The 15047-nt window shown below is 69.7% G+C and carries 10 protein-coding genes, 3 tRNA genes and 1 pseudogene; 8 read left to right on the top strand and 6 right to left on the bottom strand.

The window, feature by feature from the left end:
- Positions 1 to 93 precede the first annotated feature (93 nt).
- Together dnaG and AB0959_RS07315 are read left to right on the top strand one after the other, a co-directional pair.
- The gene (gene dnaG / locus AB0959_RS07320) at positions 94 to 1995 is read left to right on the top strand and encodes a DNA primase (protein ID WP_366825326.1); all 1902 of its coding nucleotides are present in this window, start codon (positions 94 to 96) and stop codon (positions 1993 to 1995) included.
- 194 nt (positions 1996 to 2189) lie between these two features.
- Positions 2190 to 3533, top strand: coding sequence for an RNA polymerase sigma factor (locus tag AB0959_RS07315; RefSeq protein WP_366825325.1), 1344 nt, complete (start codon positions 2190 to 2192; stop codon positions 3531 to 3533).
- Positions 3534 to 3672: 139 nt separating this feature from the next.
- Here AB0959_RS07315 and AB0959_RS07310 read toward each other — a convergent pair whose 3' ends face one another.
- The 4 genes from AB0959_RS07310 to AB0959_RS07295 form a co-directional block, all read right to left on the bottom strand.
- Complete coding sequence (locus AB0959_RS07310; RefSeq protein ID WP_366825324.1) at positions 3673 to 5601, bottom strand: ABC transporter ATP-binding protein; 1929 nt, start codon at positions 5599 to 5601, stop codon at positions 3673 to 3675.
- Positions 5601 to 7334 (bottom strand): ABC transporter ATP-binding protein, encoded by a 1734-nt coding sequence (locus AB0959_RS07305; RefSeq protein ID WP_366825323.1) that lies wholly within the window; start codon positions 7332 to 7334, stop codon positions 5601 to 5603. The genes AB0959_RS07310 and AB0959_RS07305 overlap by 1 nt, the downstream gene beginning before the upstream one ends.
- Before the next feature lie 170 nt (positions 7335 to 7504).
- Complete coding sequence (locus AB0959_RS07300) at positions 7505 to 8959, bottom strand: FGGY family carbohydrate kinase (protein WP_366825322.1); 1455 nt, start codon at positions 8957 to 8959, stop codon at positions 7505 to 7507.
- 174 nt (positions 8960 to 9133) lie between these two features.
- On the bottom strand, positions 9134 to 9442 hold the full coding sequence (locus tag AB0959_RS07295; protein WP_366825321.1) for a YtxH domain-containing protein: 309 nt from the start codon (positions 9440 to 9442) through the stop codon (positions 9134 to 9136).
- Positions 9443 to 9634: 192 nt separating this feature from the next.
- Here AB0959_RS07295 and AB0959_RS07290 point away from each other — a divergent pair.
- The 3 genes from AB0959_RS07290 (at position 9635) to AB0959_RS07280 (ending at position 10026) form a co-directional block, all read left to right on the top strand.
- Positions 9635 to 9707 (top strand) — tRNA-Asn (locus AB0959_RS07290).
- Positions 9708 to 9712: 5 nt separating this feature from the next.
- Positions 9713 to 9785: transfer RNA gene (locus tag AB0959_RS07285), tRNA-Asn, on the top strand.
- Positions 9786 to 9952: 167 nt separating this feature from the next.
- Positions 9953 to 10026, top strand: a tRNA-Ile gene (locus AB0959_RS07280).
- A 465-nt stretch (positions 10027 to 10491) separates the two neighbouring features.
- Here the strand turns inward: AB0959_RS07280 and AB0959_RS07275 are convergent.
- Positions 10492 to 10917 carry an NAD(P)-binding domain-containing protein gene (locus AB0959_RS07275; protein ID WP_366825320.1) on the bottom strand — a complete coding sequence of 142 codons (426 nt, stop codon included), beginning with the start codon at positions 10915 to 10917 and terminating at the stop codon, positions 10492 to 10494.
- 132 nt (positions 10918 to 11049) lie between these two features.
- On the opposite strand from AB0959_RS07275, the gene AB0959_RS07270 reads away from it, so the two are divergent.
- The 3 genes and pseudogenes from AB0959_RS07270 to AB0959_RS07260 all read left to right on the top strand — a co-directional run.
- Positions 11050 to 12486, top strand: coding sequence for a carboxylesterase family protein (locus tag AB0959_RS07270; RefSeq protein ID WP_366825319.1), 1437 nt, complete (start codon positions 11050 to 11052; stop codon positions 12484 to 12486).
- A 126-nt stretch (positions 12487 to 12612) separates the two neighbouring features.
- Complete coding sequence (locus AB0959_RS07265; RefSeq protein WP_366825318.1) at positions 12613 to 13635, top strand: zinc-binding dehydrogenase; 1023 nt, start codon at positions 12613 to 12615, stop codon at positions 13633 to 13635.
- Between the two features lie 102 nt (positions 13636 to 13737).
- Positions 13738 to 13962, top strand: a pseudogene (locus tag AB0959_RS07260) (cyclophilin-like fold protein); the annotation flags it as partial.
- Between the two features lie 48 nt (positions 13963 to 14010).
- Here the strand turns inward: AB0959_RS07260 and AB0959_RS07255 are convergent.
- Entirely contained in the window at positions 14011 to 14844 is an 834-nt protein-coding gene (locus AB0959_RS07255; RefSeq protein ID WP_366825317.1) for an AraC family transcriptional regulator, read from the bottom strand.
- Between the last annotated feature and the right edge of the window lie 203 nt (positions 14845 to 15047).

The following is a 15047-nucleotide window of genomic DNA, read 5'->3' as shown; positions in this document are numbered from 1 at the left end:
TCCGTGCGTGGCTGGTCGCGCAGTTCCCCGCGCCCCTTGAGGGGCTACTCCCGGTGCCCCAGACCTGTCAGTCCTCCACCGTAGAATTCACGCGTGGCAGGACGGATCAATGACGAGGACGTGAAGGCGGTTCGGGACGCGGTTCCGATCGACGCCGTGGTGTCCGAGTATCTCCAGCTGCGTAACGCGGGCGGGGGCAACCTGAAGGGCCTGTGTCCCTTCCATGACGAGAAGTCGCCGTCCTTCCAGGTCAGCCCGAGCAAGGGACTCTTCCACTGCTTCGGCTGCCAGGAGGGCGGCGACACCATCACCTTCGTGATGAAGGTGGACCACCTCTCCTTCTCGGAGTCGGTCGAGCGCCTCGCGGGGCAGGCCGGCATCACCCTGCGGTACGAGGAGGGCGGGTACAACCCGTCCCACCAGCGCGGCGAGCGCATCCGCCTGGTCGAGGCGCACAAGATCGCCGCCGAGTGGTACGCCGAGCAGCTCGCCACGAGCCCCGAGGCCGACACCGGCCGGATCTTCCTCGCCGAGCGCGGCTTCGACCAGGCCGCCGCCGTCCACTTCGGCGTCGGCTACAGCCCCCAGGGCTGGGACCACCTCACGCGCTACCTCCGCGGCAAGGGCTTCACCGACAAGGAGCTGATGCTCTCCGGCCTGTCGCAGGAGGGCCGCCGCGGCCCCATCGACCGCTTCCGCGGGCGCCTGATGTGGCCCATCCGCGACATCGGCGGCGACGTGGTCGGCTTCGGCGCGAGGAAGCTGTACGAGGCGGACAACGGACCCAAGTACCTCAACACCCCCGACACGGCCATCTACAGGAAGTCCCAGGTCCTGTACGGCATCGACCTCGCGAAGAAGGACATCGCCAAGTCCAGCCGCGCGGTGGTCGTCGAGGGCTACACGGACGTCATGGCCTGCCACCTCGCGGGCGTCACCACAGCCATAGCGACCTGTGGCACGGCCTTCGGCGGCGAGCACATCAAGATCCTCAGGCGCCTCCTCATGGACAACGGCAGCGCGCGGGTCATCTTCACCTTCGACGGCGACGCGGCCGGCCAGAAGGCGGCCCTGCGCGCCTTCGAGGACGACCAGAAGTTCGCCGCCGAGACGTACATCGCCATCGCGCCCGACGGCATGGACCCCTGCGAGCTGCGGCTGGCGAAGGGCGACGAGGCGGTGGCGGAGCTGACCGAACCGCGCACCCCGCTCTTCGAGTTCGCGCTGCGCCAGATCGTGGCGCGCTACGACCTGGAAACCCCGGCGGGACGCGCCGCCGCCCTCGACGAGGCGGCGCCGGTCGTCGCCCGCATCAAGAACAGCGGCGCCCAGCACGAGGTCGCGGTGCAGCTCGCGGGCATGGTCGGCATCCTCGACACGCAGTTCGTGGTCAAGCGCGTGGCGCAGCTCGCGCGCTGGGCCCGGGAGCGCGGCGGCAGAGCGCCCGCGCCGGCGTCCCGAACGCCCCAGAGTTACGAGGCGGCCCCCCGCCCGGCCATGAGCGGCCCCGCGCTCACCCTCCGCAACCCCGTCTACGCCACCGAGCGGGAGCTGTTGAAACTGGCCCTGCAGCGCCCGGAGTTGGTCTCCCCGGCGTTCGACGCGTACGGAGTGGACGAGTTCACCGCGGCGCCGTACGCGGCCGTGCGTCACGCCATCATGGACGCGGGCGGCGCCGACTACGGCACACAGGACCCGCAGGAGTACCTGATCAGGGTGCGTGAGGTCGCGCCGGACGACGCCGTGCGGGCCATGGTGACCGAGCTCGCGGTCGAGGCCATCATGCGCAAGTCGGTCGACGAGGTGTACGCGGGCGAGCAGTTGGTCACCGTCCGCAGGCGTGCCGTGGAGCGCCGCGTCCGTGACGTGCAGGGCGCCCTGGCCCGCCTCGGGCACCACGCCGACCCGGCCCAGTTCGCCTCCGTGCAGAACGAGCTGTGGGTCCTCCAGCAGTACGACCAGGCGCTGCGGGAGCGAGGAGCGGAAGCGCTCTGAGGGGCTGCTGGGCGTCCGCCGAAGCCGTGCAGCTCCCAGGCGCACATGCCAATCCCGTACGCCCTTCAAGCTGTTTAGCGCCCTCTCAGCAGCGCACTCGTCCGTCAGGGTAACCGCGCGGTCACGGACCGGACGCAAAAAGTCATCGCACGCCCCTCGTGGCGGCGATGTGTCGTACTCCACACTGGGTTCCGGTGCCTGAGTCCTCGGAGCGCGGCCGGCCCGCCCCCGGTGGGTCCGAGACCCCCGCGGTTCCGCTCAATGACTACGGGATGGACGGCGGTGAGGCCGTCGCCATCCCCGACGTACCGCTGCCGCATGCTTCAGCAGCGACATTCCTGGAGGTCGCCCCCGTGCAGACCCAGACCCTCACACAGAACGAGAACAGTACGGCCAGTACGGACAGTACGGAGCCCGACGTGGAGGCCGCCGTCATCACGGCGATGCCTGCGCAGAGCCGGGCCGCGCACCACCCCGAGGCGGCGCCGGAGAGCCCGCCGGAGTTCGACGAGCCGCCTGCGGTCGCCGTGGAGACAGCGGAAACGGCGGAAACGGCGGAAACGGCGGAAACGGCCGTGGAAGCCCTGGAGCCCGTGGAGCCGCCGCGCGGGCGCACCGACACCGCCGGGCCCTCCTCGGACCTGTTCCGCCAGTATCTGCGGGAGATCGGCCGCATACCGCTGCTCACGGCCGCCGAGGAGGTCGAGCTGGCCCGCAGGGTGGAGGCCGGCCTGTTCGCCGAGGAGAAGCTCGGCAACGCCCCCGACCTGGACACCGAGCTGGCCCTCGACCTGGACAGGCTGGTCGTGATGGGCCGGATGGCCAAGCGGCGGCTGATCGAGGCGAACCTGCGGCTGGTCGTGTCGGTGGCGAAGCGTTACATCGGGCGCGGGCTGACGATGCTGGACCTGGTGCAGGAGGGAAACCTGGGCCTGATCAGGGCGGTCGAGAAGTTCGACTACGCCAGGGGCTACAAGTTCTCGACCTACGCCACCTGGTGGATCCGCCAGGCCATGTCCCGGGCCCTGGCGGACCAGGCCCGCACGATCCGCGTCCCCGTACACGTGGTCGAACTGATCAACCGGGTGGTGCGGGTGCAGCGCCGCATGCTCCAGGAGCGCGGCTACGAACCGACTCCCGAAGAGGTGGCGACCCACCTCGACCTCCCCAGCGAGCGCGTCAGCGAGGTCCTCCGCCTCGCCCAGGAACCCGTCTCCCTCCACGCCCCCGTGGGCGAGGAGGACGACGTGGCGCTCGGCGACCTGATCGAGGACGGCGACGCGACGAGTCCGGTGGAGTCGGCCGCCTTCCTTCTCCTTAGGGAGCACCTGGAAGCGGTGCTGTCGACGCTGGGCGAGCGTGAACGGAAGGTCGTGCAGCTCCGCTACGGCCTCGCGGACGGCCGTCCACGGACCCTGGAGGAGATAGGCCGCATCTTCGGCGTCACGAGGGAACGCATCCGCCAGATCGAGTCGAAGACCCTGAACAAACTCCGGGACCACGCCTTCGCGGACCAGCTGCGAGGTTACTTGGACTGACCGGGTGGGGTGGGTTGGTTGGGCGCGGGTCGGGTGTGGCTGGTCGCGCGAGGTCCCCGCGCCCCTGAAAACCGGGCGGCGGGGCGGGGAAAACCCCCGCACCCCACCCCCGCCGCACCCTCAACCGGCCCCCACTCCCTCAGTCCACCTCCGCCACCGCCTGCGCGAACTGGGCCTGGTACAGCCGGGCGTACGCCCCGTCCGCCGTCAACAGCTCCTCATGGGCACCCTGTTCGACGATCGAACCGTTCTCCATGACGAGAATCGTGTCGGCGTCCCGGATCGTCGACAGCCGATGCGCGATCACGAACGACGTGCGCCCGTGCGCGAGCTTCGCCATCGCCTTCTGGATCAGCACCTCCGTACGCGTGTCGACCGAACTCGTCGCCTCGTCCAGCACGAGGATCACAGGATCGGACAGGAACGCCCGAGCGATCGTGATGAGCTGCTTCTCACCCGCGCTCACCCCCGCCCCGTCGTCGTCGATCACCGTGTCGTACCCCTCGGGCAACGTACGGATGAACCGGTCCGCGTGCGCGGCGCGCGCCGCCTCCTCGATCTCCCCACGGGTCACCTTCCGCGAGGCCCCGTACGCGATGTTCTCCGCGATCGTGCCGCCGAACAGCCACGTGTCCTGGAGGACCATCCCGATCCCGGCCCGCAGTTCGTCGCGGGACATCGAGGCGATGTCGACACCGTCCAGCGTGATGCGGCCGCCCGTGACCTCGTAGAAGCGCATCAGCAGGTTCACGAGCGTCGTTTTCCCCGCACCCGTCGGGCCCACGATCGCCACCGTGTGCCCCGGCTCCACCTTCAGCGACAGGTCATCGATGAGCGGCTTCTCCGGGTCGTACCGGAAGGAGACGCCCTCCAGCGCCACCCGCCCGCGCAGCTCCTCCGGCCGCGCGCCGGGCTGGGGGTCCGCCTCCTGCTCCTCCGCGTCCAGCAGCTCGAAGACGCGTTCGGCCGAGGCGACACCCGACTGCACCAGGTTCGCCATCGACGCCACCTGCGTCAGCGGCATGGAGAACTGCCGTGAGTACTGGATGAAGGCCTGCACGTCACCGATCGACAGCGCGCCCGAGGCGACCCGCAGGCCACCCACCACGGCCACCAGCACATAGTTGATGTTCGATACGAAGAACATCAGCGGCTGCATGACCCCGCTGTTGAACTGCGCCTTGAATCCGGCCTCGTACAGCCGCTCGTTCTCCTCGGCGAACTGCTTCGCCGACTCCTCCTGGCGTCCGAACACCTTCACCAGGGTGTGCCCGGTGTACATCTCCTCGATGTGCGCGTTGAGCTTGCCCGTGGTCCGCCACTGCTGCACGAAGTGTGGCTGCGACCGCTTGCCGACCCGGGTGGCGATCACGAACGACAGCGGCACGGTCACCAGCGCGACCAGCGCCAGCAGCGGCGACACCCAGAACATCATCACCAGCACGCCCACGATCGTGAGGAGCGAGTTGACGAGCTGCCCCATCGACTGCTGGAGCGTCTGGCCGATGTTGTCGATGTCGTTGGTGGCGCGGCTGAGCACCTCACCGCGCTGCCGCTGGTCGAAGTACGACAGCGGCAGCCGCGACAGCTTGGACTGGAGATCCTGGCGCATCCGGGCCACGGTGTGGTTGATCGCCCGGTTGGACAGCCGGGTCGACACCGCCATCAGCAGACCGGCCACCATGAAGACGGCGAGCGCGATCAGCAGGACGTGCCCGACGCCGGTGAAGTCGATGCCCTTGCCGGGTGTGAAGTCCGTGCCCTGGAGCATGTCGGCGACAGCGCCCTCCCCGCGCTGCCGCATGGACGCGAGCACCTCGGCCTTCGTGGCCCCTTCGGGCATCTGACGGCCGATGACCCCGGCGAACACCAGGTCCGTCGCCTTGCCGAGGATCCACGGGCCCAGTACCGACAGCCCGACGCTGAGCACGGTGCACGCGAGCATCGCGTACATCGTGGCCTTCTCGGGCTTGAACTGGGCGAGCAGCCGCTTCCCGGACGCCTTGAAGTCCATGGAGTGCTGATCGGGGCCGCCCCCGGCCATCATCCGTCCCATCGGACCGGCCATCAGGCAGCCTCCGCTTCCGTGAGCTGGGAGAGGACGATCTCCCGGTACGTCTCGTTGCCGGCCATGAGCTCGTGATGGCGGCCCGTGCCGACGACGAGGCCCTCGTCGAGGACGATGATCCGGTCGGCGTCCCGGATCGTCGACACGCGCTGGGCGACGATCACGACGGTCGCCTCGGCGGTCTCCAGAGACAGAGCCGACCGCAGCAGAGCGTCTGTCTTGTAGTCGAGCGCCGAGAACGAGTCGTCGAACAGGTAGATCTCCGGTCGCTGGACCAGCGTCCGGGCGATGGCGAGCCGCTGGCGCTGACCGCCCGACACGTTCGCCCCGCCCTGCGCGATGGGGGAGTCCAGCCCGTTCTCCAGGCCCTCCACGAACTCCTTGGCCTGCGCCACCTCCAGCGCGTGCCACAGCTCCTCGTCGGTCGCGTCCGGGTTGCCGTACCGGAGGTTGGTGGCGACCGTGCCGGCGAACAGGTACGGCTTCTGCGGCACCAGCCCGACCGTCTTCGCCAGCAGTTTCGGATCGAGGGTCGTGACGTCCACGCCGTCCACGAGGACCTCGCCCTCGGTGGCGTCGAACAGACGGGGCACCAGCCCGAGCAGCGTGGACTTGCCGCTGCCCGTGGACCCGATGACGGCGGTCGTCTCGCCCGGCCGTGCCAGCAGGTCGATGGACCTGAGCACCGGCTCCTCGGCACCGGGGTAACGGAAGCCGCCGCCCCGGATCTCCAGCGTCCCGTGCCGCCGCAGCTCACTCACGGGCGCGGAGGGCGGCACGACACTGCTCTCGGTGCCGAGGACCTCCTGGATGCGCTCGGCGCAGACCTCCGCGCGCGGCACCATCATGAACATGAAGGTGGCCATCATCACGGACATGACGATCTGCATGAGGTAGGCGAGGAACGCGGTCAGCGCGCCGATCTCCATCCCGCCGCTGTCGATGCGGTGCGCGCCGAACCACACCACCGCGATCGACGACAGGTTCACCACCGTCATGACGATGGGGAACATCAGAGCGAGCATCCGCCCGGTTCCGAGCGAGACCTCCGTGAGGTCGGCGTTCGCGCCCCGGAAGCGGTCCTTCTCGTACTCGTCCCGCACGAAGGCACGGATCACCCGGTTGCCGGTGATCTGCTCGCGCAGCACCCGGTTCACGGTGTCGAGCCGCTCCTGCATGGAACGGAACAGGGGGCGCAGACGGCGCACGATGAGGCTGACCGAGATGCCGAGCACCGGCACGACGGCCAGCAGCACGCCCGACAGCGGCACATCCAGCCCGAGCGCCAGCACGATGCCGCCCACACACATGATCGGCGCCGACACCAGCAGCGTGAACGTCATCAGGGTGAGCATCTGCACCTGCTGCACGTCGTTCGTCGTCCGCGTGATCAGCGAGGGCGCACCGAAGTGACCGACCTCACGCGCCGAGAACGACTGCACCCGGTCGAAGACGGCGGCCCGGATGTCCCGGCCGACCGCAGACGCCGTACGGGCGCCGTAGTACACGGCCCCCATGTTGCAGACGACCTGCGCCAGCGACACCCCGATCATCAGCGCGCCGAAGGACAGGATGTAGCCCGTGTCCCCCTTCACGACGCCGTCGTCGATGATGTCCGCGTTGAGAGTCGGCAGGTAGAGGGTGGCGCACGTCTGCACGAACTGCAGCAGCACCAGTAAAGCGATGGGTTTCTTGTACGGACTGAGGTGGGTCCGTAGTAGTCGTATGAGCACGCGAGATCTCTCGGTCGAAGACGGGGATGGATGCACCACCCACCATCGTCGGACACTCCACCTGCGTTACCCCAACCAATTAACCCAAGAGTGGCCCATGGTCCGGTCGGGAAGGGGGCGGGTACGAGTCCGGAGATGTGCGCCAACGGGACGTATGTCCAGAACGGGACCTACACGCGGAACGCCCCGGGGTGCGTCTGCTCCCGCACCGACACGTACTGCTGCCGCACGGCCTGGCCCACGGCCAGGTCCTCTCCCGGCTCCAGGTACTGCGCGGACGCGCCCTGCCAGGGCGGCGGGTTGCGCGGGTCGAGCGTGCCCTGGGAGACGCCGAGCGCCCAGGCCGCCTGCCGTGCCGCGCCGATCGCCGCGTAGTCACCGGACTGCGGCACGACCACCTGCACGCCGAACAGCGCGGGCGCCGCCGCCTGCACGGCCGGCAGCTCCGCCGCCCCGCCCAGCAGGAAGATCCGCCGTACGTCGACCCCTCGGCCGCGCAGCACGTCCAGCGCGTCCGCGAGCCCGCACAGCATGCCCTCGAACGCGGCCCGCGCCAGGTGCTCGGGCTTCATCGCCTCCCGCCGCAGCCCGGTCAGGGTCCCGGCGGTGTGCGGCAGGTTCGGCGTCCGCTCGCCCTCCAGATACGGCAGCATCACCAGGCCGTGCGAGCCCGGCGTCGACTTCATCGCCAGGTCGGACAGCCCCTCCAGATCGGGCACGCCCAGCATCTCGGCGGTACCGCGCAGAGTCCGTACGGCGTTCAGCGTCGTCACCACGGGCAGGTGCATGCCCGTCGCGTCGGCCAGGGACGTGATCATCCCGCTGGAGTCGACGAGGGCCTCCGTGTGCACCGCCATCACGGACCCCGAGGCGCCCAGCGACACGACCGCGTCACCGCGTCCGATCCCCAGCCCGAAGGCGGCGGCCATGGTCTCGCCGGTCCCGGCGGAGATGAGGAGCCCCTCCGGTGTCGTACCCGCCGCGTCGGACGGCCCGAGCACCTCCGGCAGCATGGCCTGATGGCCGAGCGCGAGCTCGACGAAGTCGGTGCGGTACGTGCCAGTGGCGGCCGACCAGTACCCGGTACCGGAGGCCCCGCCTCGATCGGTCGTTCTCCGTACCGGCCGCCCGAGCAACTGCCACACGAGCCAGTCGTGGGCCTGCATCAGCACGGCCGTGCGCAGGGCGGCGTCGGGATCGGTGCGGGCGAGCCAGCGCAGCTTGGTCACCGGCTGAGCGGCCTGCGGTACGCACCCCACGGCCTCCGCCCAGGCCTGCCGCCCGCCGAGCGCGTCGACGAGATCGGCGGCGGCGACCTGCGTCCGCTTGTCACCGCCGACCATCGCCGGACGCACGGTGTTGCCCTGCGCGTCCAGGGCGACCAGCCCGTTCTGCTGTGCGGAGACACCGATCGCCTGCACACCCTCCAGCAGTCCGCCGGTGGCCGCCTCGCCGAGGGAAAGCAGCCACGCCTGCGGGTCGACGTCGGAGGGACGGCCGCCGCGCTCCGTCTTCTCCAGCGGATGCGGGGCATACCCCTGCCTGAGCACGGCCCCGGTGTCCGTGTCGCAGACGACGATACGAGTGAAATCGGGCGAACTGTCCAGCCCGGCGACTATCCCCATGGCGGAAATTCTGCCGTACGGAAGGAGGTGGGGCTGCCCCACGGGACGGAGCCCGCCCGGCGTGGGACAGCACGGCCGGAGGGCCCCGGCGGCGCGGCCCCAGGGCTCTTCGCGCTGCCGCGGCCCTTGGCGTCACTGGGTACCGCGTGCCGGTGCACCGGGCACCGGATGTGGCTAGGTGTTACTGGTCCCCCAGTCGTCCGTGCCGCCGCCGTTCGTGTTGCGTTCACGCAGCGACCGGACCCGTGAGGTGACCGAGTCGGGCATGTGCACGTCCCCGACCTTGTCGCTCACCACGTGGTACGCCTTGCCCGCGAAGGCGCGTCCCTGCTGGGCGGCCGATTCGGCGGTGTTGCGCACCGCGGGGTTCTCGGCGACCTGGCGGGCGGACTTCTTCAACTGCTCGTACCGCTCGCGCCCGGCCCGCGTGCCCAGCACGTAGCCCAGAACGACCCCGGCGACGAACGTGAGCCGGTAGCGCATGGCGGCCACCTTCCCTTCCGTCTGCGTCGGACCTTGTCCTGCCCTTGTCCTGCCCATGTTCCTGTACTGCTCTTCCCCGCCACGAGGTACTGATTGGCGGAGCACCCCCCTGCTTGCGCTAATGTATGTGTCGCAGCGAGCGAGCGCCCCCTGGCGGATACCCAGGTAGGTACGTTCGATGCAACGAGGCATTCCTCCGTAGCTCAATTGGCAGAGCAGCCGGCTGTTAACCGGCAGGTTACTGGTTCGAGTCCAGTCGGGGGAGCTCGGTCCTCCGTAGCTCAATTGGCAGAGCAGCCGGCTGTTAACCGGCAGGTTACTGGTTCGAGTCCAGTCGGGGGAGCAGCCTGAAGAGGACCCCGACGGGGTCCTTTTTCATGTCCGCCGGAACCGCGGAGCCGCTGGTGGGGTCCTTGAGGGCAGGCGAAGTCGACCATCCGAAGCAGGAGATCGTATGAGCGGCTATGCTGCGGCAGACGGCGCGCACAAATGTGCGCGACGCGCCGTGACGGGGCGGTAGCTCAGCCGGTTAGAGCAGCGGACTCATAATCCGTCGGCCGTGGGTTCGAGTCCCACCCGCCCCACTTGTGCAGGTCTCTGACCTGCGGAAACGTTCATTTTGTCCTGTCGGATCGTCAACTTTGCCTGAACGGACTGAATCCGCTGCGCGTGAGTTCGGCTCCGCTGTGGTCGGGGTTAGTTCACATCGCTCTCACCTGCGCAGATGTTGTGTTCCGGTGATGGGGCAGGTTTCCGCGGGTGGCGTGTACGAGGCTTGGGCGCCGGATTCTGGACGCTGGCTGGACACGAGGATTCGGGAGTGCTGCCCGGGGGCCTTCGGGTCGGCGGCTCGGCCGGGTCGGTGGGTAGGCGCGGAGGCAGCCCGAATGGGGTGCGGTCCGAGTTGGGACGCGGAAACGGCCCGTACTGGAAACGACCCAGAGAGACCGACAGGCCGGGCGGGAGCGGACGGGCTGGATGGCTCCCGCACAAACAGCCGCCGGTCTTCCTGCTCATCTCGTTCCTTCCGGGGCAGCGACGGCTAACGCTCAGGCGGGACGTGGTCCGCTGCCCAGGGCCGCCGAGCGCGGGCTGCTGATGCCCCCCGACGACGCGCCGTGGCTCGACGAGGCCGGCGCGGCCGTCCTCGGGTTCCTCGTACGGCGCGTCACGGACGCTCCGATGTTGAGCACGACCTTGCCCGAGAACGCGGCGGCGGGAAGCTCCAGGTAGGGAGCCGGCGGGATGCTCACCACCACCCAGTCACCGGTGCGGGCCGCGTCCTCGGGTGTCGCGGCGCGGGCTCGCTGGCCGTGCTCGGCCACCGTCTCTGCCAGGGTCTGGGGATCGCGGGATTTGGACAGTACGACGTCGACGCGGACCGCGATCGCGAGCCGGGCGAGGTTCGTGATGAACGCCGGCCTTCTGCGCCCCGAATCATGGCCTGCACCGAGACCTTGTTGCCGAAGTGTCACCTGATGACCACCGGGTGACCGCCGCCCGCCGGGCGTTTTGTCGGATGCCGGGAAACGATGGGAGACGTCACCGCGAGCAATCAGCCGCCGAAGCACCGCGCGAATACCCGAACCGCGCTGGAAGGACGTGCCATGACCGCCTCCGCTCCCAAGGCTCCGACTGCACCAGGGGTGCGGTCCTGGTGGGGAATCCCGTACGCCACCGCCGAGCGGTATCGCCGCCCCGTGGTCGCGGACTTCGATCCCGACCGCCCCTATGACCGCAAGGGTGTCGTCTCTGTCCAGCCCGACAGCGGCGACTGGCTCGAAGCGGACAGCGGGATGGGCGAGGACTGCCTCAACCTGAACGTGTGGGCCCCCGAGCAGCCGGCCGACAAGGCGCTCCCGGTGACCGTGTACATCCACGGCGGCGGATTCGAGTACGGCGCGAACACCCAGATCACTTCCAACGCCTCCGGTCTCGCCGCGACGGGGCGAGTGGTGAGCGTGTCGGTCAACTACCGGCTCGGCGCGCTGGGTGCGCTCTCGCTCTCGCAGTACGGCGGGCGGCTCGCCGAAGCCAGCAACCTCTGTCTGCAGGACGTCATAGCCGCGCTGACCTGGATCAAGCAGAACATCGCCCACTTCGGCGGTGACCCCGACAACGTCACCGTCTACGGCCACAGCGGCGGCGCCTATGCCACCTTCGGGCTGCTCGGCGCCGCCTCCGCGGGCGGCCTGTACCGGCGTCTGGCCGGGTTCTCCGCCGGGCCCTCGCGTCTCCAGCCGACCTGGTGGGCCGAGGAACTCGCGCACCGGTTCGTCACCGAACTCGGCGTCGCGGACAACCCCGAGAAGCTGCTCGACCTTGACACGGCTTCCCTGGTGGCCGCCCTGCACAAGGTCACCCCGACGGACCTCGGAGCCCGTGGCGGAATGGACAGCAAGAGCCTCGGCGTCGTCCTGGACACCCGACAGCCCGGCGCGGTGCTGCACGCCCACCCCATGGACGAACTCGCCTCGGGCGCACACCGTGATGTCGACGTGCTGCTGAGCATGGCCAGTGACGACATGGGCTGGTGGGTGGCGAACGACCTCGACCGGTTCGACCCGCGCACCGTCGACCGCATCGTCGACGAGGTCGTGGGGTGGCGCATTCCCCGCTCCCGCGCCAAGAAGATCGTCGACGCCTACGACCAGGGTGGCCGCACTCCTGCCGAGGTCCGCGCCGCGTTCCTGTCGGACTACATCTTCGGGCTCCCCGCAGCCCGCGCCGCCCTGGCCCACGCCGCCGCGGGCGGCAACGCCCATCTCCTCATGATCGGGCCTGCCGAGGGTGCACCCGCCGTACACGGCACTGAGATGTACGCCCTGGTCGGCCAGGACAAGCCGGGCCGCAGCCCCGTGCAGGCCGAGCGTGACACGCGTATCCGCGACATCGTCCTCGACTTCGCCACCGGCGAGCAGACCCGTATGTGGCCCGCCGTCACAGACCGGCCCACCTCGGAAAGTGTCGGCAACCCGCCCTTCGAGGCCACCGCCCACTATCAGGCGGCCCTCGACCTCTGGGAGAACATCGACCGCCCCTGACGGCCACCGGGCGATAGCCAGATTCGCAACCGCGCAGGGCCGCCACGGGCTGATCACCCCGGTATCCGCGCCCGGAGCCCCGGCTCCGCCTTCCCATCCGGCGGCGAATACGACAAGGAGCTCGGTATGAGCCAACCGACAGCAGCCGATGGCGCCGCACCGGCGACGATGCGGGCCGTCGTCGTCACCCGGCCCGGCGGCCTCGACGCACTGGAGATCAAGGATGTGCCGGTGCCCGTCCGCAAGCCCGGCTGGGTGCGGATCCGGGTGAAGGCGTTCGGCGTCAACGAGTCCGAAGTCACCACCCGCAAGGGCGAGTCGGACGCGGAGGTCACCTACCCGCGCATCCCCGGCATCGAGGGCGTCGGCGTGGTCGATGAGGCCGACGAGGACAGCGGGCTGAGGCCGGGACAGCAGGTGGCCACGATGATGGGCGGCATGGGCCGCTCGTACGACGGCGCGTACGCCCAGTATGTGACCGTCCCCGCGGCGCAGGTCATCCCGTTCGAGACCGCCCTGCCGTGGGAGGTCCTGGGCGCGCTTCCGGAGATGTTCCAGACCGCCTACGGATCGCTGACCACCGGCCTGGACCTCAAGGCCGGGCAGACGCTGCTGATCCGCGGCGGCACGTCCACGGTCGGGCTGAGCGCGGCCACGATCGCGAAGGACCTCGGAGCCACCGTCCTGTCCACCACCCGCGGCCCACAGAGAGTCGGGCAACTGCGGGAGGCGGGCGTCGACCATCCCCTCGTGGACAACGGCACCATCGCCGACCAGGTGCGCGAACTGATGCCCGACGGTGTCGACGCCGTACTGGAGCTGGTGGGCTGCTCGGTCCTCGCCGACACCTTCCGCACCGTCCGCCGGCACGGCACGGTCTGTTTCACCGGAGCCCTGGCGGGCCAGTGGACGATCCCCGACTTCACCCCGTTCATGATCCCGGGCGGGGTGCGGCTGACCTCCTACGGCGGTCAGGCCGCCGACCTCCCGGCCGCCGTCTTCGCCCACCAGCTCCAGGCCATCGCCGCAGGACGCCTCAACGTCCCGGTCGCGAAGGTCTACCAAGGCCTGGAACAGGTCCGTGACGCCCAGGCCGACGTCGAGTCCGGCACCACGCCGGGCAAGCACGTCGTCGTCCTGGACGGCTGAGACCTGGGCAACTGGGAAACGACAACCAACCACCCTCGCCGATGTAGGGGACGGCCGTGGCCGTGGCTGTGCCGGGCATATGGCCGACCAGCTCCAGCCCCGATGAACACGGCGTACGTGTCGGCCGCCGACGATCACTCCCACAACACCCCAGAGGGCAACACCCATATGAGAATCCGACTGAGCGTCGGAGAGACCGTCATCAACGCACCCCTCGACGACAACGCGACGGCACGCGACTTCGCCTCGCTGCTTCCGCTGACGCTGCAGATGAACGATCTGTTCAAGCGCGAGAAGTACGCTCACCTGCCCCGGTCTCTCGCCGCGGGAGGCAAGCCGCAGTTCAGCTACGAGATCGGCAACATCGCCTATTGGTCACCGGGAGACGGTCGTAGCCTCGTCGGCCGCGAAGCCGGCCGGGGTGAGGCCGGTGCGGTCGCGGAAGAAGCGGCCGAAGTTCGCGGGATCACTGAAGCCGAGGTGGACGGCCACAGCGCGGGCGTCCCATCGGGCACCTCCCAGCAGGCGCCGGGCTTCGAGGAGGCGCCGCTCGTCGATGAGTTCACGTACTCCGTTGCCGGTGGCGTCCCGGGCGGCGCGGCTGAGGGTGCGGACCGAGCAGCCGAGCAGCTCGGCGTAGTCCGTGGCTTGGTGCAGTTCGCGGAAGTGCAGCTCCAGGGCGTCCAGGAAGCGTCCGTACCTGTCGGCACGGCGTGTGCCGGCCGCGGCCGTGCCGACGGGGGCGATGCCCGGGGAGTTGGCCAGGCGCAGCAGCAGCGATTCGAGCAGGCTGCGGCGCAGGGCGTGGTGGACGTCGAGGGGACGGCGCCCCAGTGCGCGGTGTTCGTCCAGGAGCTGGAGTGCCGTCTGCTGGAGCCAGGCGGTGTCGTCGGGGTGCGGGCTGAGTACCGCCGAGGCCTCGTGCGCGGTGAGCGGGGCCAGGAGACGGGCCAGGTCGGGCCGCAGCACATCCGGTTCGAACAGGATGAACGTGCCGCGGGCCGCGCCGGGCGGATGCCAGCACTGCGCGTGCCCGGGACGCACCCACAGCCACTGGCCGGGGGCGACGGTCCGCGTGACGTGGTCGACGTCGTGCAACAGCTCACCCTCGGTGACCGCGATGAGGTAGTGGAAGGTGGCACGGCCCGGACGGGGCGGGTTCCACGGCCAGTCGTCGTGCTGGGCGAAGAAGTCCTCGACGGTGCTCACCTCAAGGCCGTAGGGAGTACCGACCGGGGGCTGGAAACCGTAGAGCGGAACCGCCGTTGGTCCCGTCTGCCCGCTGGGCCCGGAGTGTCGCTTGTCGACCATCACGTGTCCGCAGCCTACCCCCATTCCAGTCGGCCTCGACGGAAGGATGGGACGTGCCACCGCGCCCGCGCGGCGCGCCCTCCGCATCCTTCGATGCCGCA

The sequence above is a fragment of the Streptomyces sp. NPDC046862 genome (assembly GCF_040704615.1).
In the GTDB taxonomy this organism is placed as follows: Bacteria; Actinomycetota; Actinomycetes; order Streptomycetales; family Streptomycetaceae; genus Streptomyces.
The sequence above is the reverse complement of the archived record's forward strand: the minus strand, read 5'-3'. Positions and strand labels throughout refer to the sequence as shown.